Annotated in this window: 19 protein-coding genes and 1 pseudogene; 7 read left to right on the top strand and 13 right to left on the bottom strand. The window is 40.7% G+C overall.

Annotation, left to right across the window (positions count from 1 at the left end; all coding sequences use genetic code 11):
* Positions 1 to 81: 81 nt before the first annotated feature.
* Both FTU79_RS13580 and FTU79_RS13575 read right to left on the bottom strand, forming a co-directional pair.
* Positions 82 to 822 carry a LytTR family DNA-binding domain-containing protein gene (locus FTU79_RS13580; protein ID WP_180002830.1) on the bottom strand — a complete coding sequence of 247 codons (741 nt, stop codon included), beginning with the start codon at positions 820 to 822 and terminating at the stop codon, positions 82 to 84.
* A gap of 53 nt (positions 823 to 875) precedes the next feature.
* Positions 876 to 2,029: pseudogene (locus FTU79_RS13575) on the bottom strand (sensor histidine kinase).
* On the opposite strand from FTU79_RS13575, the gene argH reads away from it, so the two are divergent.
* Together argH and FTU79_RS13565 are read left to right on the top strand one after the other, a co-directional pair.
* Entirely contained in the window at positions 2,020 to 3,450 is a 1,431-nt protein-coding gene (gene argH / locus FTU79_RS13570; protein ID WP_180007020.1) for an argininosuccinate lyase, read from the top strand. The pseudogene FTU79_RS13575 and the gene argH overlap by 10 nt on opposite strands.
* Before the next feature lie 27 nt (positions 3,451 to 3,477).
* A complete protein-coding gene (locus FTU79_RS13565) occupies positions 3,478 to 3,747 on the top strand; it encodes an oxidative damage protection protein (protein WP_180007019.1) in 270 nt (89 codons plus the stop codon).
* Between the two features lie 1,002 nt (positions 3,748 to 4,749).
* Here FTU79_RS13565 and pgsA read toward each other — a convergent pair.
* From pgsA to uvrC, 3 genes are all read right to left on the bottom strand, one after another.
* Positions 4,750 to 5,337, bottom strand: a complete 588-nt coding sequence (gene pgsA / locus FTU79_RS13560; protein ID WP_078190467.1) for a CDP-diacylglycerol--glycerol-3-phosphate 3-phosphatidyltransferase — start codon at positions 5,335 to 5,337, stop codon at positions 4,750 to 4,752.
* Positions 5,338 to 5,441: 104 nt separating this feature from the next.
* Positions 5,442 to 6,236, bottom strand: a complete 795-nt coding sequence (locus tag FTU79_RS13555; RefSeq protein ID WP_180050760.1) for a thioesterase family protein — start codon at positions 6,234 to 6,236, stop codon at positions 5,442 to 5,444.
* Positions 6,237 to 6,372: 136 nt separating this feature from the next.
* A complete protein-coding gene (uvrC, locus tag FTU79_RS13550) occupies positions 6,373 to 8,172 on the bottom strand; it encodes an excinuclease ABC subunit UvrC (RefSeq protein ID WP_180050756.1) in 1,800 nt (599 codons plus the stop codon).
* A gap of 178 nt (positions 8,173 to 8,350) precedes the next feature.
* Between uvrC and FTU79_RS13545 the strand changes: the two genes are divergently transcribed.
* Positions 8,351 to 9,409 (top strand): AAA family ATPase, encoded by a 1,059-nt coding sequence (locus FTU79_RS13545; protein WP_180050740.1) that lies wholly within the window; start codon positions 8,351 to 8,353, stop codon positions 9,407 to 9,409.
* Between the two features lie 52 nt (positions 9,410 to 9,461).
* Here the strand turns inward: FTU79_RS13545 and FTU79_RS13540 are convergent, their stop codons facing one another.
* The 3 genes from FTU79_RS13540 to lpxO all read right to left on the bottom strand — a co-directional run bounded on the left by FTU79_RS13540 (position 9,462) and on the right by lpxO (position 12,421).
* Positions 9,462 to 9,872, bottom strand: a complete 411-nt coding sequence (locus FTU79_RS13540) for a PH domain-containing protein (protein ID WP_180025935.1) — start codon at positions 9,870 to 9,872, stop codon at positions 9,462 to 9,464.
* A gap of 181 nt (positions 9,873 to 10,053) precedes the next feature.
* Positions 10,054 to 11,136 (bottom strand): diguanylate cyclase domain-containing protein, encoded by a 1,083-nt coding sequence (locus tag FTU79_RS13535; RefSeq protein ID WP_180025934.1) that lies wholly within the window; start codon positions 11,134 to 11,136, stop codon positions 10,054 to 10,056.
* A 370-nt stretch (positions 11,137 to 11,506) separates the two neighbouring features.
* The gene (gene lpxO / locus FTU79_RS13530; RefSeq protein ID WP_078190472.1) at positions 11,507 to 12,421 is read right to left on the bottom strand and encodes a lipid A hydroxylase LpxO; all 915 of its coding nucleotides are present in this window, start codon (positions 12,419 to 12,421) and stop codon (positions 11,507 to 11,509) included.
* 470 nt (positions 12,422 to 12,891) lie between these two features.
* Here lpxO and fadB point away from each other — a divergent pair, with 470 nt between their 5' ends.
* From fadB to drt2, 3 genes are all read left to right on the top strand, one after another.
* A complete protein-coding gene (gene fadB, locus FTU79_RS13525) occupies positions 12,892 to 15,045 on the top strand; it encodes a fatty acid oxidation complex subunit alpha FadB (RefSeq protein WP_180050737.1) in 2,154 nt (717 codons plus the stop codon).
* A 12-nt stretch (positions 15,046 to 15,057) separates the two neighbouring features.
* A complete protein-coding gene (gene fadA / locus FTU79_RS13520; protein WP_180010561.1) occupies positions 15,058 to 16,230 on the top strand; it encodes an acetyl-CoA C-acyltransferase FadA in 1,173 nt (390 codons plus the stop codon).
* Positions 16,231 to 16,652: 422 nt separating this feature from the next.
* Positions 16,653 to 17,975, top strand: a complete 1,323-nt coding sequence (drt2, locus tag FTU79_RS13515) for an antiviral reverse transcriptase Drt2 (protein ID WP_180050719.1) — start codon at positions 16,653 to 16,655, stop codon at positions 17,973 to 17,975.
* Positions 17,976 to 18,057: 82 nt separating this feature from the next.
* Here the strand turns inward: drt2 and tehB are convergent, their stop codons facing one another.
* Positions 18,058 to 18,951, bottom strand: coding sequence for an SAM-dependent methyltransferase TehB (gene tehB / locus FTU79_RS13510; protein WP_180050716.1), 894 nt, complete (start codon positions 18,949 to 18,951; stop codon positions 18,058 to 18,060).
* A gap of 297 nt (positions 18,952 to 19,248) precedes the next feature.
* Here tehB and FTU79_RS13505 point away from each other — a divergent pair, with 297 nt between their 5' ends.
* A complete protein-coding gene (locus FTU79_RS13505; protein WP_180050713.1) occupies positions 19,249 to 19,875 on the top strand; it encodes a hypothetical protein in 627 nt (208 codons plus the stop codon).
* Between the two features lie 53 nt (positions 19,876 to 19,928).
* On the opposite strand, the gene FTU79_RS13500 is transcribed toward FTU79_RS13505, so the two are convergent.
* The 4 genes from FTU79_RS13500 to FTU79_RS13485 form a co-directional block, all read right to left on the bottom strand.
* The gene (locus FTU79_RS13500) at positions 19,929 to 20,828 is read right to left on the bottom strand and encodes a diguanylate cyclase domain-containing protein (RefSeq protein WP_180050711.1); all 900 of its coding nucleotides are present in this window, start codon (positions 20,826 to 20,828) and stop codon (positions 19,929 to 19,931) included.
* A gap of 51 nt (positions 20,829 to 20,879) precedes the next feature.
* Positions 20,880 to 21,290: a hypothetical protein gene (locus FTU79_RS13495; protein ID WP_180050692.1), complete on the bottom strand. Its 411-nt coding sequence runs from the start codon at positions 21,288 to 21,290 to the stop codon at positions 20,880 to 20,882.
* 377 nt (positions 21,291 to 21,667) lie between these two features.
* Positions 21,668 to 21,946, bottom strand: coding sequence for a hypothetical protein (locus FTU79_RS13490; protein ID WP_180009286.1), 279 nt, complete (start codon positions 21,944 to 21,946; stop codon positions 21,668 to 21,670).
* 79 nt (positions 21,947 to 22,025) lie between these two features.
* On the bottom strand, positions 22,026 to 22,775 hold the full coding sequence (locus tag FTU79_RS13485) for a hypothetical protein (protein WP_180009284.1): 750 nt from the start codon (positions 22,773 to 22,775) through the stop codon (positions 22,026 to 22,028).
* Positions 22,776 to 22,945: the final 170 nt, after the last annotated feature.

The raw sequence follows: 22,945 nt of genomic DNA, 5'->3' as shown, positions 1-22,945 counted from the left end.
AGTCTATAGGGCTATTATTCTAAACTTAACTTGCTCAGTTGAAAATGCAAGCTTAATTCGCAATGTGCTTTGACACTTGCCCTATAATTTTTGTATTCGCTCACGTAAATTCGGTAAATGTCGACGGCTGACCGCCAAACGCTCTTCTAAATCTCGACAACGCACCTGATACTGCCCCGAGCTTACGACTTCTAAACCTTCTAAAAAGCTCACAGACACCAAGGCATTTCGATGAATACGTATAAAGCGATCACCAAATTCATGCTCTAAATCCTTCAGCGTTTCATCAATAAGTACATTGCCATTTTTATGCCGAACAGTGACATATTTCTGATCTGCAAGAAAATAATAAATATTTTCCACAGGGACCAGTTCTACACCACGATAAGTCTTTGCCGCGATTTGATGGCGGCTGATTTTAATTTCGTCCATATTTTCTTTTTGTTTTATCGTGCTCAATTGAGCTTGGGTTAATTTAGTTAAATGATCTAAAACCTGCTGCAATTCCTGTTGCATAACCGGTTTTAGTAAATATCCCTCTGCATTCGACTTAAATGCATCAAGTGCATGATGATCATATGCAGTACAAAAAATAATAGCGGGCATGGGGTCTAATTCACGCAACAATTTAGCGCAAGTCAGCCCATCCATTTCAGGCATTTGTATATCTAGTAAGATGACATCAGGCTCGAGGCTTTGAGCCAAGTCAATCGCTTGTTGACCATGTGAGGCTTTCGCAACCACTTGATGTCCAAGTTGAGTGACTAAACGTGACAATCGCTCTACTGCTAGAGGCTCATCATCACAGATCAGGATGTCCATTTCTCCTCCTTATCTCGTTAACGTCATTTATTTTTATTGGTCAACTGAGATTTCTATTTATATTGATATTGCACCACAGTCGTATACATTCCCTCGCCTGCGTAGGTTTGAAAAGTGACATGCTGACCATAATATGCCTCAAGTCGCTGTTTCACATTTTCGATGGCAATACCATTCCCCTGACGTAATTTAATTGTATCCTGTGTATAAGGATTTGTAATAACGATATTAATTTGATTTTGTAATATTTCAATCAATATATTTATCGTACTCTTTGTCAAAATCTTTTCGACTCCATGAAAAATACTATTTTCTAATAAAGGTTGTAAAGTTAATAGTGGAATTTGTACTTGAGCGTACTGTTCAATGTCGGCCAGTTTCCACTCCACATTGAGCCGATCGCCCAATCGCATTTGTTCGATGGCCAAATAACGCTGACACAAATCGATCTCATCTTTGAGACTCACCAGTTTCAATTCTTGAAAACTCGCACGGAACAATCGAGATAAATTCAGTAGCATTTGCTCCGCTTTATCTGGGTCAATCGCAATCAAGCTAATCACATTGTTTAAGCTATTAAATAAAAAATGTGGATGAATCCGAGCTTGCATAGCCTGAATGCGTGAGTTTAATTCACTATGATGTTGTCGACCCCACTGTTCTCTTAAATATAAATATCGAAAACAAAATGCCCCAAGTAATACCCCATAGCTCAGATTTAAAACCACACTAGCAGTTAAAACATCTGCACTCAAACCAGCTAAACTGAAATTTTCACCAAAATAGATCAAAACATTTAAAATTAAGGTGGTGAATAACACCAAAGCTTGCAATAAAACAAACCCGCTAAACATGAGCATTTTCATGCTTAAACCACGCGTCTTGCTCTGCAAAAGCTCTGAAAATGCTGCAAATGCCAATAATATCCAGTTAATAAACAACACATGCTGCATGACACTGTAAACACTTAAGGCTTGCCACGATTGAGCTTGTGCCAAAGCCAAGACCAACGCCACAATATTGCCCGCAAGAAAAAGCTCCCACAAATAATGCCAACGGCCCATTTTTCTTGAAAATACAGAAATTGTCATAGGCCCAAACCTTGTCTAAAAGTTTGATCAACTTGCCCTTCGGCAACTGGGTTCGAATTTGCTATACTCTTGTTCAGTTCTATGCTTTTTATCTTATTGAGCCGACATGACCACATCTTCTAATTCCTCAAATCCGTCACAAGCCCAAACTTCAGGCATGTGGGGCGGTCGTTTTTCCGAAGCTACTGACGCTTTTGTTGCTGAATTTACAGCATCTGTACAGTTTGACCAACGCTTTTATAAACAAGATATTGCAGGTTCAATTGCACATGCAACCATGCTTGCAAAAGTTGGCGTTCTAACTGAACAAGAGCGTGACGATATTATTAATGGCTTAAACACTATTAAAGCAGAAATTGAAGCGGGTAACTTCGAATGGCGCATTGACCTAGAAGATGTGCACATGAATATTGAGTCACGCTTGACTCAACGTATCGGTATTACAGGTAAAAAACTACACACCGGTCGTAGTCGTAATGACCAAGTTGCAACCGATATCCGTCTGTATGTTCGCGACGAAATCGATGCGATTTTAGAATTATTGAAAAAATTACAAAAAGGCATCCTAGGCTTAGCGGCGAAAAATACCAATACCATCATGCCGGGCTTCACGCATTTACAAACTGCACAGCCAGTGACTTTTGGTCACCATTTAATGGCATGGTTTGAAATGTTAGTACGTGACTCAGAGCGTTTAATTGACTGCCGTAAACGGACCAACCGTATGCCTTTAGGTTCTGCTGCACTTGCTGGAACAACCTACCCAATCGACCGTGCATTCACTGCAGAACTACTAGGTTTCGAAGCTGTAGCTGAAAACTCTTTAGACGCTGTATCTGACCGTGATTTTGGTATTGAATTCAATGCTGCAGCATCACTCATCATGATGCATTTATCACGTATGTCAGAAGAAATGATTCTTTGGACATCGGCTCAGTTCAAATTTGTGAACATTCCTGACCGTTTCTGCACTGGCTCTTCAATCATGCCGCAAAAGAAAAACCCAGACGTTCCTGAGTTGATCCGTGGTAAAACTGGCCGTGTATATGGTGACTTGATGAGCCTATTGACCCTGATGAAAGGTCAACCATTGGCATACAACAAAGACAACCAAGAAGATAAAGAACCACTATTCGATGCAATCGATACTGTTCGTGGCTCACTCATGGCATTTGCCGACATGATCCCTGCACTAGTGCCAAACATTGACATCATGCGTGAAGCAGCGCTGCGTGGCTTCTCAACTGCAACTGACCTTGCCGACTACCTAGTTAAAAATGGCGTGGCATTCCGTGATGCACATGAGATTGTGGGTAAAGCAGTTGCTCTCGGTGTTCAAGAAGGCAAAGATCTTTCAGAATTAACCCTTGAGCAACTTCAACAGTTCTCTGACTTGATTCAGGCCGATGTCTTCAAAAAAGCTTTAACACTCGAAGCATCTGTCAATGCACGTAACCACATTGGTGGTACTGCACCTGCTCAAGTTGAAGCAGCAATTGAACGCGCGCACGCACGTTTAGAAAAACTTTACGCATAACTTTTTCAAGTTAAATGGAGTATTGATATGTCTCGACAAGTTTTTTGCCGTAAATATCAGGCTGAAATGGAAGGTTTAGACTTTGCACCATTCCCGGGTGCAAAGGGACAAGAATTGTTTGATACGATATCTAAACAAGCTTGGCAAGAATGGCTAAAACACCAAACCACGTTGATCAATGAAAAACGTTTAAACGTGTTTGAAGCTGACGCGAAAAAGTTCCTTGAAGAGCAACGTGAAAAATTCTTCAGCAATGATGAATCTTTAGAAAAAGCCGAAGGCCTAAAGCCTGAGTAAAACTTAAAGCATTGCTTTAAGTTTTACGCAAGACAAGCGAAGCGCGTAGCTTCAAATGTCATGAAGGAGTCCAATGGGACTCCTTTTTTGTACTCAGGAGCACTGCTCCGCCACGCCGCAAAACAAGCAGCTATGCTGTGCGTAGGCTTTAATTGAAAAGAATCTCCAATCTTGGGGATTCTTTTTTATTGCTCTAAAAATTACGCAACACAAGCGAAGCGCGTAGCTTCAAATGTCATGAAGGAGTCCAAAGGGGCCCCTTTTTTGTGCTTAGGAGTACTGCCACGCCGCAAGACAAGCAGCTATGCTGCGCGTAGGCTTGAATTGAAAAGAATCTCCAATCTTGGGGATTCTTTTTTATTGCTCTAAAAATTACGTAAGACAAGCGAAGTGCGTAATTTCAAAATAAAGTCTGAAAGGACTCTTTTTTGCTTCGGAGCACTGCTATTTTCGCAAAACCAAGATGACGTCTGTGTAAGCTTTCATTCAGAAATGATCTTCATCATTGCTGGAAAATCTTTTATCCATTGATCAATTTTATTTAAACTTAAATAAATGAACTTATTATTTAAATAATGTTAATTGTATTTTTTCCATTACATATATCGACTTTTATCGTTTAAATCCAAACAAAACCTACCAAAGTTATTGGCCAATTTGTATCAAAAATTCTTAATGTAAATTTGTGATACATTTCTCAATAAAACACAACATTACACTACAAGAAACTCCATGTATTTCTAAGTCTGCTTTCCTATACTAGCAATCAAGGAGATGGAAACATCTTCCATAATAGCGATAAGTAACCCCGATTTTCCTTCCCAGATTTCCCCCAAAATCTGGGAATTTTTTTATCCAAAATTTGCGCTAACGTCTCACATTTAACTTCAAGCTCTATTCAAATGAAGCGTTGTTCAAACTAGACAAACCCTCAATTTTTTCTAAAAGCTAGGCAATAAAAAAGCCCCGATAACGGAGCTTTTAATAATCTACATTTTTTCATCAAGGCTGTTTTAAATACGGCCATGCGGCTTTCAAATATATAAACATCGACCATAAAGTTAAAACCACTGCTGTATAGAGCAATCCATACGCCAACATTTCAAGGGGTTGCCAATTCAGCAAAAATACTGAGATCGCAATCATCTGAAATGCTGTTTTATATTTACCAACGGTTGAAACCGCAACACTGGTACGTGCGCCTAATTCAGCCATCCATTCACGTAGCGCAGACACTGTAATTTCACGTGAAATAATCACAATCGCTGCAAAGGCCATCGAAATGGTCGGTTGCCATTGCACCAAGACGATCAACGCAGTTGCGACCATCAGCTTATCTGCTACAGGATCGAGAAAACGTCCAAATGCTGAAGTCTGATTTAAACTTCTCGCAAGGTAGCCATCAAACCAGTCAGTGACAGCTGCGATCACAAAAATAGCGGTCAGCAATATATGACGTGACATGCTTGCAGCATGCTCACCCACGCCCATTGCAGGTGGCCAATACGCCACCAACAAAAACACAGGAATTAAAGCAATTCGTGCCAATGTTAAAATATTAGGAATATTCAGGATTCGACCTGTTGTCATAGACACCCCAGTTTTCCCCTCATGCACGATGAAAATGCAGAATAATTTGAGGATTTATCCATCGTTAGTTGCACTCACTTTATACGAAATGCCCCTCAGTGTCACTAGGCAAACACCGTAACAGTCTGTCGCGCAATCGCTATCAACTGGTTATTTTCATCCCATAAATGAGCATATTCTGTAGCGTATCCATCCGCTGCATAATCGGTAAATACTTTATATTTAAACCAATTATGTAAGTTTGATTGCAAGGGATGTACATAGGTCAATGTCCACGTTAAAGAACTAGCAGGTGCCATGGTTTTGTACATAGGCAGTACACCGGGCGGCCACATATCCATCGAGACCATTAGGTCAGCAACAGTCATCTTACGGTTATCATGACGTTCTGGGTTAAAACGCATCCAACCACTAAAGTCAGGCTTTTGACTTGCTGTACATGGATACTGCCCATCTACCCAGACCAAATCCATTTGCTGAAAGCACTGGGGTGCAAGTGGATGATGTTCGGCAATCTTTAAGCTGCTCACTTCAGGAAAATTGGGTGCTTGACGCTCCTGATTGACGGCAATGCTTGATTCACGTGGAACACCAAAGCTCGCCAATAAAATGCTTTGTACGGCATCATCTTGCCAAAGTCGAACTTCAATGGTGGTGACGGATTTGCCCTGTCTTAAAATTTCCGCACTTAAACGCACGGGCGCCAATTGTACTGGCCCAACAAAGGTCACATTACAACTGAGTAAACGTCGCTGCGGATCTGCAATGATGGCAACGGCTTTGTGCATCATCATGCCAGCCACTAAGCCGCCATAGATCGTACGTCCTTGCAACCATCCTTCTGGAATCTCAACCCATTCATTGTGTTCAATATGTTGATACAACTGTGCGAGTGACATCATCATCCCTGATCATATTTTTGATTTTTATATCATTGTATAAAAATCAAATGATGTGAATGATCAGTGACTCATGCGTCAATGAGCATTTTGGCAAATTCAGACTTGATGCGTCATCGATTGGGCTTAGTTCGCGCTATTCATGCAGGATTTTATAAATGGTGCGCGCCATCACATCGCCTAATCCCGGTACAAGTTTTAAATCATTTTCCGAAGCTTTGAGTACCCCCTGAATGCCACCAAAATGGGTCAACAGATCCCGACGACGTTTTGGCCCTAAGCCCGGAATCACCTCAAGTACCGATGAGCCACGCTTTTTATCTCGTTTCGCTCGATGTTTAGTAATAGCAAAGCGGTGGGCTTCATCACGAACCTGTTGAATCAAATGCAGGGCTTTATGGTCTTCGGGCAATTGGATTTTTTCACCATCGGTAAAGTGCAAGGTTTCCAGACCTGGTTTACGCCCCTCGCCTTTGGACACCCCGACCATAAAGGCATCGAGCTCGAGCTCCTGCATGACTTCCATCGCCATGTGTAATTGACCTTTGCCTCCGTCAATTAATAGCAAATCGGGCAACATATGCTTTTTATAGCGGCGGGTCAGTGCTTGACGCATGGCAGCATAATCATCGCCTTCGGTAATGTCATTGATGGAAAATTGGCGATAGTCGCGCTTTCTTGCACCGCCAGCATCAAAGACCACACAAGACGCGATAGTTGCCTCCCCCATAGTGTGAGAAATATCAAAACACTCAATACTGTCAATTGGTCGCCCTACCACTTGTTCTAACTGATGAAAACGTTCATTCAATTCAAAATGATCAGCCAGTTTACCTTTAATCGCATGCTGCACATTCATTTGTGCAAGCTCTTGCCATTCGGCACGAGTTTCTCGCACTTTATGTTTGATTTGAATTTTTTTATCAAAGTGCTGATGTAGTGCATCTTCCATGTCTTTGCGATCTGGAATATCGACATTGATGATGAGTTCAGTTGGAATCTCATCTGCAACTTGAAAGTAGAAATTGGCAATGAAGTCCGAGAGCATTTGACCTAGATCATCACCCTGCATATCAGGAAAATAACTCTTTCCGCCGAGCATTTTACCATTGCGCACATGCATAATCTGCACACAGGTCACACCGGCTTGATAAGCAATGGCAATGATATCGGCCTCACCTTTGACTTTATAAATCGCTTGCTGGGTTTGTACATCACGCAGCAGTGCCATACGATCACGATAAAACACCGCCTTTTCAAACTCCAAAGCTTCGGCAGCAGCTTCCATTTTTCCAATTAACTCTTGATTGAGCTCTTTGGTGTCGCCTTGTAAGAAACGAATCGAGTTATTGACATCTTCTTTATAATCTTCGGGTGAGATCAACCCCACACAAGGCGCGGAACAACGTTTAATTTGGTATTGCAGGCATGGTCGTTTGCGCTGTGAAAAATAGCTATTTTCACACTGACGCACATTAAACAGTTTTTGCAGCACCACCAAAGTATCACGCGCGTTATAAGCACTCGGATAAGGCCCGAAAAACTTACCGGCCTGATGCTTCGCTTTGCCTCGCCCTGCGGCAATTCGTGGATAGGGTTTATCGGCTGAAATAAAAATATAGACATAGGATTTGTCGTCACGCAGCATGATGTTATAGGGCGGACGATGCAGCTTAATCAGGTTTTGTTCGAGCAATAAAGCTTCGGTTTCAGAACGCACCACCAAGGTTTCAATGTCGTAGATTCGTGCCACTAAGGCCTGTGTTTTCGGATGTTCAATGGTTTTAACAAAATAGCTCGACACACGATTTTTTAAATTCTTTGCTTTACCCACATACAGCAACTCACCGTCTTTACCCAGCATGCGGTAAACACCGGGTAGAGTCGTCATATTAGCCAGAATTTTTTCAATATGTTCGCGTGCGTTTTCGTTCACTTTTGCCTTGTTCCGTCTTCGATATTGCTCTTTGACATGATGTGATGCTTTTATCTGCATTTTCAAGCAATCCCGCAAATTTATTGTTGCTCATAGCAATGATCTGATTGTTAAAAGCTATTAATGCAAAATTCTAAATTTGCTATGCTCAAAACATCCCGCTTTAGGAACATGATGCATGACGAACGCCAATCCCGCCATCCATGTCGTACACCCGACAACTTCGACGCAGAGCACTGCTGAAAAAAACCGTTTGATGGGTAAGCCGCGTTTTCATTTTGAACCGCATGACGTTATGCAACACCTAAAGCAACGGATCATTGGACAAGAAGCAGCATTAGACGAAATTGAAAAAATGCTGCATGTGGTCAAGGCTGATTTTTCCAGTCCTGAACGACCGCTCTCCGTAACCTTAATGCTTGGACCGACAGGTGTTGGTAAAACCGAAACTGTGCGTTTAATCAGTGAAGTGATTTATGGCCGACCTGATGCCTTTTGCCGTATTGATATGAACACGCTCGCACAGGAACATTATGCGGCTGCCATTACTGGCGCGCCTCCGGGCTATGTCGGTTCTAAAGAAGGCCATAGTTTATTTGATGAAGTTGCCATTGCAGGTAGTCATACCCGACCGGGCATCGTGCTTTTTGATGAACTGGAAAAAGCGTCAACCGAAGTGCTTCGCGGCTTAATGAATGTGCTGGATAGCGGAAAATTAACCCTAACCTCAGGTACAAAAACCATCGACTTTCGTAATTGTATGATCTTTATGACCAGCAATGTCGGTGCACAAGCGGCACAGCAATATCTAGATAAGTTAAATTTTTTACCCGAAAAAATACAGAAGGTTTGTCTCAAACGCGTGCCGGTCAGCAGCATTATTGAAAAAGTCATGCAACGTAAATTCGACCCTGAATTTATTAACCGTATTGACCGTGTACTGCAATATCAACCCGTTCAAGATGATGCCTTGCCCCGTTTGGTGGAGATTGAACTGGAAAAACTTAATCAACGCCTACAACATCAAAAACGCAGTATCAAACTCACAGATGCAGCCAAAGCACATTTTTATCAGAACCATGATATTCGTTATGGCGCACGACATTTAGCACGAAAAATACGAGTAGAACTTGAGCCAATTTTGGCGATGTATTTTTTACAGTATCCTGAACAAACTCAATTACACTTAGATGCACAACACGACAAGTTGGTGATCACCGACGAACTTAATTCATAAAAAAGCACGTGATCGCGTGCTTTCTATTGATTTTAAGCAACCAAATTGATAATCAACTTAAGTTGATGCCCAATGCCTGCGCAAAAGCTTGCTGGTCTTTGGGTGAAACCATGACAAATTTGGCTTTCCCCTCCTGCACATATTCGATTTTTAAACGTTTAATCGAAAGCGCAGGCGCAGCAGATAAATCCTGACTTGGACTAACGCGCTGAATCTCGACCAATGGAATACGCCAACGCACAAACATGCTGCGGATATTCAAATGTGTTTTCGTGATTTGATAACGCGTATTGAAAGGCCACCATAAAATCAGCACCGTCAACACGTACACGGCGGTATGAACAGGATATTGCTGCATGGTACCTTTAGCTTGCATCGTCAGTAATAATTGAATGAGCAAGCCACTCATACAAATAATAAATGCGACCACCCACCAATCTTTTTTTGAACGAAAAACTTGCATCTTATCCCCCATCAACAGCTTTTATTCTATACAAGATTTTGAAGGATGCATCTGCTATTTCAGCTTTATTTTTTGCAGGAAATAAGCGTATTTATCACATTATTTCCAGGAAGATTAAGACCCATTTAGCTCAAGTTTTGCAATTCATCCATTGTCATTTTTGACATTCTCTAGGCTCAGATCACGCTTCTTTCGACATGGGTTGTTCCTGCAAACGTTTATAATTCTTTTTCTCTTGATACATTTTAGCATCGGCTTGTTGTACTAAGCTCATCGCATCTACATAGCCTTGCTGATGGTCTGTTTGACACAACCCAATACTTAAACTTAAGCCTGCTTCCATTTCAGCCACTGCTTCTAATAAACGCGGGATAAAACTCCCTTCCACATGCTTTTCACTACATCCGGGCAAGACCAAACAAAATTCGTCTCCGCCATAACGGAAGCAATGATCATCCGAACGTGCAACCGACTTTATGGCCGCAGCAACCATTTGTAGTACCTGATCTCCACGTGGATGACCTTGTTCATCATTGATCTTTTTAAAATCATTGATATCAATAAACACTACTGTCACAGGTTCATGATTACGCTGTGCGGTATATAAAATACTGGTCAATAAGGTCGATAAATGCCGGACATTTAAGAGTCCTGTTAATGGATCGCGCTGTGAAAGCTCTTCCATTTCTTGTGCACGAAACTCTAGCGCATGCGCATACTGTTCCATTTTTTCACGGGAGATCTTCACCTCATTAATCAAACTCCATACATAGGTTTCCACCACCAATGTAGTATCGAACATAAAGAGCTTTTCCAAGGTGTTAATAATCCGCTGATATTGTTCCGTATCATTAAAGGTACGCTGAATTAAGCGAAACAACATGGTCTTTAGGGTATGCACCGCAGAGAGATACAACTTCGGCTCTACACCTATCCGCTTATGAACCAAACCAATCCGTAAACGGTTATTCACATACGCGCTGTCATAGCGCCCGGAAAATAAATCCAATAAATATTGATGCTGCGCGCGTTGCAAACGCTTCAAGGTATCAAGATCACCAATCAAAGTGGCAATTTCTGGAATTGAGGTCTGATTTTCATAAAATTCATCGACCATACTGTCGAGGATCGGCGCCACAATTCCACCAATCGAAGCCAATTCCGCCAGCTCTAAATCAGTCAAGCCAAGCAACTGTTTACGTCGTTCTATATCTTGCATCGAAATATGCATTTGATGCATCAATGTTTGGTTGGTTGCTTTCATGAATCGGATCCCCTTCCCGCCAAATCCCTCTCTTCAGGCGTTTACACAGGGTTTCTATGCAGTAGGTCTGCAATGTTTCCACCGTTTTCACCCTTGGGTTTTGGCTATCATTGATGATGACGCGTTTCTTTCAGCTCAACGGTTTTGCATGGGCTTAAGTTCGGACGTCAACATCATATTCCTCGTCTATTGGCTCATTTTTTCTGGCTTATTCTGATTCTGGCTTATTTTGGCTAACACGATTCCTGTATTTAGCTGATTTGCTCTGCATAATTATTTTTATTCTGCTTGCAAGATAACTGATATTTCACTGACTGTCAGCATAAAAAAACGCCCCTAAGGGCGCATTTTTTCGATATTTATTCCACTTTTAAAATAAATATGGACGTACAAAAATCAGGAAGAACAGCCCCAACATCAGGAACCACTTTAAAAAGTAATACAGTGAACGATTGGTTTTTTTCAAGGCTTTGGCTTTTATGCGAATTTGATAGACATAGCCAAACACTTTATTTAAACCACCCGTTTTATCACCACTTTCATTCGGTGAACTCGCAGCAGTCATGACATTTTTACCAAACCAATGGTTAAAAGCTTCCATCCACTTCGACTTTAATGGCCGTTCAACATCTGCAAAGAAAATGATCCGGTTCTGATCCGTTTTATTTTCAGCATAGTGAATATAAGTTTCATCAAACACCACACTCTCGCCGTCACGCCATGAGTACCGCTGACCATCGACATCAATAAAACAACGGTCATCATTGGGCGTCAGTAAGCCCAAGTGATAACGCAATGAACCTGCATAGGGGTCACGATGACGAACTAAACGACTGTCGGGCGCCAACTCAGTAAACATCGCGGCTTTAATGGTGGGTAAATTTTTTAACAAGGCCGTAGTTTTTGGGCAAAGTTCAGCAGCTGAAGGATGGGCTGAGTCATACCATTTTAAATAAAAGCGTTTCCAACCGGTTTTAAAGAACGAGTTAAATCCAAGGTCATCATAAGTACTCGATGCTTTGATGCCCCCTTTTTCATACAAGGCCTTGGCTTCATCACGAATCATTTCCCAGTTTTCATCTAAGACTTTTAAATCTTTAAAATGCTGCGTGTCAATATAGGGTTGGCTCGGCACTTTTGAAAACATGTACATGAGAAAATTGATCGGTGCGAGCAATGTCGAATGATCAAAAAACTGACGATAAAATGAATGACGGACTTTACCGCGTTGCTGGATATAAAACGCAGAAATGACAAAGACCGCCAGGATAATCCACTTAATCATATGAGGACCTGGTGCTAATAAGCATTGTGCTTAATAAAAAATTAACTTTTGAGAACGCGGCGAGTATAGCATAGTGCTCAGTGACGCTTCAATAAGCAGCATAGAACACTGTGTCTCAGCAAAGATGGATGACAATAGTAAAAGTGAATTGACCATTCTGCCGAAAAATACACTTGCTTTTTTCTTGATTTTTTCTTTCGCATCTCAATCTATAGCTTACATTTATAAAAAATGTGAACTGAAACATAAGCTTCAACATATTTAATCAGAGCGATAGCGTTTAAAGGCAGATCCGAAGGCTATTTCCAAAAGAAATTTTGATGACCCTAGCGTCACGGCTTGATACAACTTGTTATGTTCTTTTTAGATATAGTTATCGTAAGATTAGCGAGGCATAAAGTGTACGCAGGAACCGCGTACTCGCTTCACAACATCAACTTAGAAGTCCTCCAAAATAAAGGAGATCAGGCATGATCCACGCTGGCAATGCCATTACCGTCCAAATGCTTTCGGACGGAATTGCAGAATTCCGCTTTGACTTACAAGGTGAGTCGGTCAACAAATTTAACCGCGCAACAATTGAAGATTTTAAAGCTGCAATTGACGCTGTTAAAGCAAACGGTGACATCAAAGGTTTAATCGTTACTTCAGGTAAATCTACATTTATCGTGGGTGCAGATATCACTGAATTCGGTGAAAACTTCGCTCAAGGCGAACAAGCGATTGTGGATTGGGCATTGCCTGTTCACGACATCTTCAATGCGTTTGAAGATCTAAACGTTCCTAAAGTTGCTGCAATCAATGGTATGGCATTGGGCGGCGGTTTTGAAATGTGCTTAGTGTGTGACTATCGTGTGATGTCAGAAGCTGCACAAGTTGGCCTTCCAGAAATCAAACTGGGTATCTACCCTGGTTTTGGTGGTACGGTTCGTTTAAGCCGTGTGATTGGTATCGACAATGCGGTTGAATGGATGGCAATGGCTGCGCCGAAAAAGCCTGCTGCTGCGCTCAAAGACGGTGCTGTTGATGCAGTTGTTGCTGCAGACAAACTACAAGACGCTGCAATTGACCTTGTGAAACAAGCGATTGCTGGCCGTGTAGACTGGAAAGCAAAACGCCAAGAAAAATTAGATCCTGTTAAATTGAACATGCTTGAACAAATGATGGCATTCAATACAGCGAAAGGTGCAGTTCTTGCAAAAGCAAATCCTGCTCAATACCCAGCGCCAAAACTTCTTTTAGACTCATTACAAGCAGGTGCAAGCCTTCCACGTGATGAAGCATTGAAAATCGAAGCGCAAGGTTTTGCTAAAGCGGCTGTAACTCCACAAGCAGGTGCGTTAATTGGTTTATTCCTTAACGACCAAATTGTGAAGAAAACTTCGAAGAAATATGAAAAAGGTGCGCACCCTGTCAACCAAGCCGCTGTATTAGGCGCGGGTATCATGGGTGGTGGTATTGCTTACCAAGCGGCAAGCAAAGGCACACCGATCATCATGAAAGACATTGGTAATCCACAACTTGCTTTGGGTATGAAAGAAGCAAATGGCTTACTGACCAAACAAGTTGAACGTAAGAAGATGAAACCTGCTCAAATGGGTGAAACTCTTGCGCGCATCCGTCCAACTTTAAGCTATGACGAGTTTAAAGAAGTGGACATCGTGATTGAAGCGGTGACTGAAAATCCAAAAGTAAAAGGCATTGTACTTGCTGAAACTGAGAAAAATGTTCGTGACAATACGATCATTGCTTCAAATACTTCAACAATTTCAATCACACGTTTGGCTGAAAACCTACAACGTCCTGAAAACTTCGTAGGTATGCACTTCTTTAACCCTGTTCACATGATGCCATTGGTAGAAGTGATCCGCGGTGAGAAAACATCTGCTGAAGCAATCGCGACAACTGTGGTTCTTGCTCAGAAAATGGGTAAAACACCAATCGTGGTTAACGACTGCCCAGGCTTCTTGGTAAACCGCGTACTATTCCCTTACTTCGGTGCATTTGACCTTCTACTGAAAGACGGTGCTGACTTCCAGCAAGTTGATAAAGTGATGGAAAAATTCGGCTGGCCAATGGGTCCTGCTTACCTCATCGACGTTGTGGGTATCGACACAGGCGTACACGGTGCGGAAGTAATGGCAGAAGGTTTCCCTGACCGCATGAAGCCCAACTACAAAGGCGCAACTTTAACCATGTACGAAAACAAACGTCTTGGTCAAAAGAACGACGTTGGTTTCTACAAATACGAACTTGACCGTAAAGGTAAGAAAGCCAAAGTGGTTGATCCTGTGGCTTACGAACTTGTGGCTTCTGTTGCAACTGCGGAAAAACGTGAATTTGACGCTCAAGAAATTATTGACCGTATGATGCTGACGTTCTGTAACGAAACTGTTCGTTGCCTAGAAGACAACATCGTAGCGACTGCTGCTGAAGCAGATATGGCGATGATCATGGGTGTAGGTTTCCCTCCATTCCGTGGTGGTCCATGCCGTTACATCGACCAAACAGGTGTCGCTGAATACGTAGCGCTTTGCGACAAATATGCGTATTTAGGTAAGGCTTATGAAGCGCCACAAATGTTGCGTGACATGGCTGCTAACAACAAAAAATTCTACGGTTAAGGAGCAACGTGAATGGCTACTTTAAATCCACGTGACGTTGTCATCGTTGATGGCGTACGTTCAGCAATGGGTAAAACCAAAAATGGTATGTTCCGTAACGTACGTGCTGACAGCTTATCTGCTGAATTAGTACGCGCGCTTGTTGCTCGTAACCAGTTTGATACCAATGAAGTTGAAGACGTTATCTGGGGCTGTGTAAACCAAACCCTAGAGCAAGGTATGAACATTGGTCGTAACATTGCATTGTTAGCAGACCTACCACGTACTGTTGCAGGTCAAACAGTGAACCGTCTTTGTGGTTCTTCTATGCAAGCAATCCACACAGCGGCTGCGCAAATTGCAACCAACCAAGGTGATATCTTCATCATTGGTGGTGTAGAACACATGGGTCACGTTGGCATGATGCACGGCATCGACATCAACCCTGAAGCGTCTAAGCACTATGCAAAAGCATCTAACATGATGGGCTTAACGGCTGAAATGTTAGGTCGTATGAACGGTATTTCGCGTGAAGAACAAGATGCATTTGGTGTGGAATCTCATCGCCGTGCTTGGGCTGCAACACAAGAAGGTCGTTTCAAAAATGAAATCGTGGGCGTTGAAGGTCACGATGCAAATGGCTTCAAAATTCTGTGCGATATCGATGAAGTGATTCGTCCTGATGCAAACCTTGAAGCATTCCAAGCTTTACGTCCAGTATTCGATCCGAAAGGCGGTACAGTAACTGCTGCAACATCTTCAGCTTTGTCTGATGGTGCTTCTGCAATGTTGCTGATGTCTGCTGAACGTGCTCAAGCTTTAGGTCTTAAGCCACGTGCTGTGATTCGTTCTATGGCGGTTGCAGGCTGTGATGCTGCGATCATGGGTTATGGTCCTGTACCAGCAACTCAAAAAGCGCTTAAACGTGCTGGCTTGTCAATTGCTGATATTCAAACGTTTGAATTGAACGAAGCGTTCGCAGCACAAGGTTTGTCTGTTCTTAAAGGCTTAGGCATTTATGACCAACAAGACCGTGTGAACTTGAACGGTGGTGCGATTGCATTAGGTCACCCATTGGGTTGTTCTGGCGCACGTATCACAACGACTTTGCTGAACGTTATGGAACAGCAAGATACACAAATCGGTCTTGCGACGATGTGTATCGGTTTGGGTCAAGGTATCGCGACCATTATCGAACGTGTTTAATTTTTAATTAAATACTGAGATAAAAAGAACCCCGCGAAAGCGGGGTTTTTTTTAGTTAATAACATATTGAATTTAATTTATATTTTCAATATCATCATATTGCTCATGTAAATGTACATGAGGAAGGTAATTTACTGTCAAGTATTGCACCAATGAACATTAAGATAATCTCTGAAAGTTCTGGTGAAACACTGCAAGCTGCTAAACTCCATACGCTACATAAGCATAGGATAATTAGTAGAACGTAGTTAATGCTTCTCATAATATACACCTTATATGATCAAAAGACGGTGTAGGGGTCATAACTTCTAGAGGGTGCGTAAAAATGGGCACTTGAGTATGCCCTTGGGAATTTTAATTTTTTTAATTGAAACACATTATGTGAGGACTACCGTCAAACCTTTCCCTTGGGTTTACTAACCATGAATATTGATTCAAATTTTTTTAAAAAGCGTAGAAAAAAATATTTACATTTTGATAACTCAATAGATTCGCTCAAAATATTTAATTACGTCACCAATCCAATTAAAATACAATCACATGCATTTTTTCCTTTTATTCATTTTGATGTAAAAATGAATAAAGTTAAAAAATCTAAAGATAAAAAAAATCTTGAAACAATATTAAAAATTAGGCCTATCAAATATGCATCCCATATAGATAGTCACATCTATTCATATTATTCTCATCTTCTATCAGAACATTACGAAAAGCTTATTTATGAAGAAAATATTAATGATTCGATACTTGCTTTCAGAAAATTACAAGGCTCTCCAAATAATATTCATTTTGCAAAAAATGTTTTTGATGAAATAAAGAATCAAAGGACGTGCGCAGTTATTTGTCTAGATGTAAAAAGCTTTTTTGATGAACTCGACCACTCATTATTAAAAACTGCATGGAAAAAGACACTAAAAGTCAATGAACTTCCAAAAGATCACTACAAAGTTTTCAAATCAATAACCAAATATTCTTATGTATATCGTGATGAAATTTTAAGCCAACTAGGTTTAAATAAAAATTCAAAATTGGATGGAATGAAACGCTTATGTACTTCAAATGATTTTAGAGTCAAAATTAGAAATAAAAACTTAATAAATGTAAACTCTGAACAGAAAGGTATACCGCAAGGGTCACCTATAAGTGCTTTATTATCGAATATCTACATGATAGATTTTGATAAATTCACCTCAGATTTGCTAAATGAAATTGATGGAAAATATTATCGCTATTGTGATGACATATTAATTATTTGTCCTATTAAAGAATACCCATCTGTATTACTAAATGTCATAAAAAGAATTAAAAGGTTAAAGTTAGAAATTCAGGATTCTAAAACTAAAATTTCAATTTTTAATGATGGAGTTATTCAAGAAAATAATCCATTACAATATTTAGGTTTTACTTTTGATGGTCAACAAATTTTACTGCGTCATTCAGGTTTAGCTCAGTATTCTTATAAATCTGCAAAAGCTATTAGAATGAGCTATAGAAAATTAGTGCGAATTAATAGCTCACGTTTGCGTAGAAATAAACCAAGTTTAACTTTCAACAAAAAACATATTTATCGTAAATTTTCTTATATTGGAAAACGAAACTATATTAGTTATGCTTTAAGAGCATCTAAAATCATGGAAGAATCAGCCATTAAAAAGCAAATTAAACCTCACTGGAAAAAAATTAAAAGAACTATTAGTTACTATGAAGGTTTATATAAAGATGAAATATCTAATACCTCACAATAACGAAAGTAGATTGAAAGCAAAAAAAATTATTTAATATTTTTTTTAAATACTAAGTTTGTAGTGGAGACTATATCTAAACAACTCAAGGTATTAAAACATATGCTTCATTTTTCTGCGCCAACAAGGTCGCAAAATGCTGCTTAATCCGATTGCCTTGCTCATCCACCCGATGCAACTCCCCGACATTTTCATTGTATTTCACAATGTTCCAGCCCTCATACAAAGCACTTAACTCCCCTGCTTTAAAGCTAAATGGAAAGTCAGGCTGCGCAGGCAGATCAGGCGTATCCATCGCACAGACAATCAGGTTATAACCATTGATATTTGTGGCTTGCTGCATCTGCTGAATCAGAGGCTTTACTGTCTTGGCCTCTAAAAACATCATCACCACAGTACAGCAAATAAAGTCGTATGTACCTGTAATGCTTGGGTCAGCGTTTAGATCACGCTGCTGTACATGAATATTTTCAATGCCTTCCGCAGCGATCACCTCTTGCAGCTTGTGCAAACTGTGTGGATTGACATCCCATGCATCCACCTCAAAACGCTGCTCAGACAACTGACTTAAGTACAGCGAATTACGCCCCTGACCACAGCCGACATCCAAAGCTCGACCACCTTGCAAATATGGTGTCGCTGCCAAAATCTCTGAATGTGTTGGGCTGAGCTGATACTTCTTATAAAAATAATCCTGTGCTAAACAATAAAAACTTAACTGACATTGCACATCATCACTCGCAGAGATAATCTTGTGCCACGCCTGTGGTTCTATAAACGGCGGTGGTAGGTCTGGACTAAATACATGCGTCGAGAGGACATTTCCAGACGCATCTAACATGGCAAAATTTACTTCACCTTGCAGCACGGTGAGTTTTGCCCATGTGCCTGCTTTGGTATTGTGCTGTTGTTTAAAACCTTGTGGAATCGACTGCTGTGTCCACACAGGGAGCTGTTTATAACAAATAAGCTGCTGCATCTGTAGTTATCCCTCATGCGACGTTATTTTTATGCCATACCAATAGCGGAAATGTATATTCACCATAACGGCTTTAACAGTGATTTTAAATCAGCTTTGAATTAAAAATTTCGAATGCTGTGGAATGTACGCTGTTTTTGTTTGTTTTTCTGCGTAACACCATGTTATCCGTTTGTAACATTGGTGGAATATTCACACAATCGAATCCCTCACTCTGTGCCGTGTAACCTAAGCGCTGTTGATAAGGCATAAAATTTACAATGCCTTATTTTAACTAAGTTTTATAGAGTGATGACTATGAACGCGATCAAAACTACTTTAGCTGTTGCTTTAGTTGCTGCTACAACTTCTGCTATGGCAACTACTGCTGTAGAACAAAAACCTGCAACTGCTGTTGAAGCTGCACAAGCGAAAACTGCAACTGTAGCTGCTGCTCAAGCAACTCAAGATGCTGCTAAAACTCAAGTGGCTGTTGCAGAAAAAGCAACTCAAACTAAAACTTTAACAGTAAAAGAAACCACTAAAGCAAAAACTGCTGACATGAAAAAAGCAGTGGTAGAAAAAGCAGCGGCAACTAAAGAAACTGCAGTTGCAGCAAAAGATGCAACTGTAGCAAAAACTGTAGCGGCTAAAGATGCTGTTGTTGCGAACACTGTTGCAGCAAAAGACGCGACTGTAGCAACTAAAGATGCTGTTGTTGCAAAAACTGTAGCAACTAAAGACGCTGTCGTTGCAAAAACTGTTGAAGCAAAAGATGCGGCTGTAGAAAAAGCAACTGATGCAAAAGAAGCTGTTGAAACTAAAACTGAAGAAGTAAAAGCTGAAGCGAAAAAAGACTGCGCTAAAAAATGTGCAGAGAAAAAAGCTGAAGCAGCTAAAGCTGAGAAAAAAGGTTTCTTTTCTTGGTTCAAAAAAGCAGCTTAATCGTTGATTAAATGCAAAAAAAGATGCCTTCACGGCATCTTTTTTTTGCCCATTTAGACTGCAATACTGCTTTCTGCCAACGGAATAATCTTTTGATAAACAAACTGATTTTTCCCCTGTGATTTCGCCTGATATAGGCAGGCATCGACATGCTGTAGAGTCGTGGAGTAATTAGACAAACTCAACTGTTGAAACTCGGCCAAGCCCATACTAAAGCTGACATCTAGCCTTAATTGATCTTTTCGAAACGGTACATGTTCGCAGCGTTCCAAAATTGTTTCACACAACATTTTACCCTGCTCCAAATCGGCACCTTCGAGCAAAATTAAAAATTCTTCACCGCCCCAGCGACTGATAAAACTCGCGCGAGGACTACAATTTTTTAAGATTTTTGCCAAATGCACCAAAACACTATCCCCCATTTGGTGTCCATATTGGTCATTAATTTTTTTAAAATTATCGACATCGAGCAAAATGACACAGCCTTTATCAACCGCACCCTCTATAAATATTTGTTCTTTAAAAGCATGGCGATTTTTCAGCCCCGTCAACTCATCGCAAAAACTTACACGTTGCAAAGCCAAATACAGGCGTTTATTTCGTGCATATAGCTCACAAATAAATAGAAAAATGATCAGATAAATACCCAATGCCAAACGATAAGAACTGATCCGCGAGAGCATATGTACTTGTGCATCCGACCAATATTCCCCAGCCAATGGCATGGCACCATACCAGCCACAGATCAGCGTCATTAAGCCAATCAGCCAGCAAAAGGTTTTGAGGTCGTATTTGATCGCGTAATAACACATCAATAAAGGCAAGACCATGCAGGCATAGAAGATCTGATCATTTGAGATCACATATTGCACGGCCAATGCCACGATCAGATAGCCATAATCTATCCACGGTACATTCATCCAGCGCTGAACACCAAATAATAAACACACCACAGCCAAACTTGTTGCAAATTGCTCTAGAAAATAATCAACAAAGGCAAAGTATTAGTTGTCCATCTGAAAGCATGCCACGAACAACAGACTGCCTGCAAAAGCACTCACGATACTCGGAACAGTTAGCATCAAGGTTCGTTTAAAGCGGCGCTTTTTTAAATGGCTCAGTGCCAAATAGGCTTTAATAAATACCCAAATCTGAAATGCCGAAATCGCACACAGGAGAAATTTATCTTCTAAGATTTTGGCAGGATCGACCATCAGCGAAGCCACAAAGATCGCACTAAAAGCATAGAGCACGATCAGTAAATCGTGGCTTAAATGCTTCCGCATTAAAATCATGCCATAGGCAGCAAATGCATTTACCACCCAAACAGGGCTAATGAATAATTCATAGGTATAGCCTATCGACACCAATGAAACCGCACATATGGCAAGCCATAGCAGTATTAATTTTTTCATACGCTAAAAAAATCATCTCTAAAGATGGCGATAAACCTTTCATTCAAAGCCAATCGGTCTAAGGTTAGAATGTTTGCAAGTTCAATACAGCTCAGCTTCTTATGAGTTATGGGCTGCTGGCTAAAAATTTATGTTTAAATTTTCGGCGTATTTTGAGTGATTTAAGTCACACTATTGGTTGATAGTTGTATTAAATTTGCAAATCCAATGCCTCAGGACAATTTTAGGGCTCACGTTTTCTGCGCCATTCATACTAGCTCAGACCACGCTCCCCCCAATTAAGTTCGCTAGCAACAAAAAAAGCCATCCGCTAAAGGATGGCTTTGAATTGCATAACATATCTCGAAGCTGTGCTGAATAATTTGAATGAAAAGGACTTATTTTAATATTTGTAATTGTTCCATCAACCAAGCCATGTATTTGTCTTGATCCATAAAGTCAGGCGCCATCCCTGTATCCAAACTATAAAATTGTTGATTAAATTCAATCACAATCTGTTCAGTCAGATGCCAATCTTCAATCATGCGAAAATATTGACTGAAGAAAAAACGGTTCTTACCCCAATTGTTTAAACTTTCCAACCGTGGATATTGGCGGTTCGCGATAAAGTCGATATAGACCTGCTGAATATCATCAAAAATCTGAATAGCTCGCATGAGCATGGACCTCTATATGATGTAAAACCCTGCTATAAGCCACTTTATCGCGCAAATTTGAAAGAGTGATGACAGTCAGTTAAAGCTTTTGTTTCAACTCTGAACGGTTCTTTTGGCGGATCTCATCCATTTGTGCATTGAGCGCTAACATCTCTGTATAAAGCTGATTAAACTGCTTTAAAGGCGCATCTTCATAGAACATAAATAATTTATTTTTCTTTTCCCATTTATTGGCTTTTAGTACAGCAAAGATCTCATCAGCCTTCGCTAAACTTTGCTTTTCTAACTCAAATAAAGCATACGACTCATCACTATCACGACTGTCTCTTAAACTCTGGGCAATTTGCTGACGAAACACCTGTTTGACTGCCAACTGTTTGGCCTGAGCTAAACCATTTTCCTCTTGCTGTGTGGTTTTTTGCTCATAAGCATCGACCACTGCATGCACCTGCTGCAGCATTTGCTCAGTCTCTTGATACTGGTTTTTTTTATCCTGCAATAAGCGATCGATGTCGAGAAATTTATCCCAATTCAGTGCTTTAAGATCACGAATATATTGATTCCGCGCTTCTGCACGCTGCAGCATTTGGCTCAAAATAAAATCCGACATGATTTTATAATCACCCGTTAGCCGTGCATCTGTCACATTGAGTTGTATCGGCTCTTCCCAGTGCTGAGCTTGCTGAAAAATTTGCTCGGTTTTTTCGCGCAAAACCGTTTCATAGGTCGAGAGTTGCACAGCTTCTTTTTGCTGTACTGAATATTGATAAAACATCCATCCAAAGACCAATACCGTAGCACTGGCCAAGACAACAAAGATACGCGGCATAATGAGCTCCGAATGCCCTTTTATTCAGTTTAACCAAAAGTTTGAAGATTGACGATAAAATAGCCATGCTTTTTAAGAAGGCTATTTGAAAACATCAATGTAAATAGACTTAAATTGCGCATGCCATCAAAACGAAAATTCATGGATAAAACATGAATTTTCGCCTTCAA

Origin of the sequence: Acinetobacter sp. YH12144 (genome assembly GCF_013418345.1) — a bacterium.
Classification (GTDB): domain Bacteria; phylum Pseudomonadota; class Gammaproteobacteria; order Pseudomonadales; family Moraxellaceae; genus Acinetobacter; species Acinetobacter amyesii.
The sequence above is the reverse complement of the archived record's forward strand: the minus strand, read 5'-3'. Positions and strand labels throughout refer to the sequence as shown.

Bases quoted from the DNA above. Each gene is read 5' to 3' on its own strand.
- FTU79_RS13580 (WP_180002830.1), bottom strand. From the start codon at position 822: ATGGACATCCTGATCTGTGATGATGAGCCTCTAGCAGTAGAGCGATTG.
- argH (WP_180007020.1), top strand. From the start codon at position 2,020: ATGACCACATCTTCTAATTCCTCAAATCCGTCACAAGCCCAAACTTCA.
- FTU79_RS13565 (WP_180007019.1), top strand. From the start codon at position 3,478: ATGTCTCGACAAGTTTTTTGCCGTAAATATCAGGCTGAAATGGAAGGT.
- pgsA (WP_078190467.1), bottom strand. From the start codon at position 5,337: ATGACAACAGGTCGAATCCTGAATATTCCTAATATTTTAACATTGGCA.
- FTU79_RS13555 (WP_180050760.1), bottom strand. From the start codon at position 6,236: ATGTCACTCGCACAGTTGTATCAACATATTGAACACAATGAATGGGTT.
- FTU79_RS13545 (WP_180050740.1), top strand. From the start codon at position 8,351: ATGACGAACGCCAATCCCGCCATCCATGTCGTACACCCGACAACTTCG.
- FTU79_RS13540 (WP_180025935.1), bottom strand. From the start codon at position 9,872: ATGCAAGTTTTTCGTTCAAAAAAAGATTGGTGGGTGGTCGCATTTATT.
- FTU79_RS13535 (WP_180025934.1), bottom strand. From the start codon at position 11,136: ATGAAAGCAACCAACCAAACATTGATGCATCAAATGCATATTTCGATG.
- lpxO (WP_078190472.1), bottom strand. From the start codon at position 12,421: ATGATTAAGTGGATTATCCTGGCGGTCTTTGTCATTTCTGCGTTTTAT.
- fadB (WP_180050737.1), top strand. From the start codon at position 12,892: ATGATCCACGCTGGCAATGCCATTACCGTCCAAATGCTTTCGGACGGA.
- fadA (WP_180010561.1), top strand. From the start codon at position 15,058: ATGGCTACTTTAAATCCACGTGACGTTGTCATCGTTGATGGCGTACGT.
- drt2 (WP_180050719.1), top strand. From the start codon at position 16,653: ATGAATATTGATTCAAATTTTTTTAAAAAGCGTAGAAAAAAATATTTA.
- tehB (WP_180050716.1), bottom strand. From the start codon at position 18,951: ATGCAGCAGCTTATTTGTTATAAACAGCTCCCTGTGTGGACACAGCAG.
- FTU79_RS13505 (WP_180050713.1), top strand. From the start codon at position 19,249: ATGAACGCGATCAAAACTACTTTAGCTGTTGCTTTAGTTGCTGCTACA.
- FTU79_RS13495 (WP_180050692.1), bottom strand. From the start codon at position 21,290: ATGAAAAAATTAATACTGCTATGGCTTGCCATATGTGCGGTTTCATTG.
- FTU79_RS13490 (WP_180009286.1), bottom strand. From the start codon at position 21,946: ATGCGAGCTATTCAGATTTTTGATGATATTCAGCAGGTCTATATCGAC.
- FTU79_RS13485 (WP_180009284.1), bottom strand. From the start codon at position 22,775: ATGCCGCGTATCTTTGTTGTCTTGGCCAGTGCTACGGTATTGGTCTTT.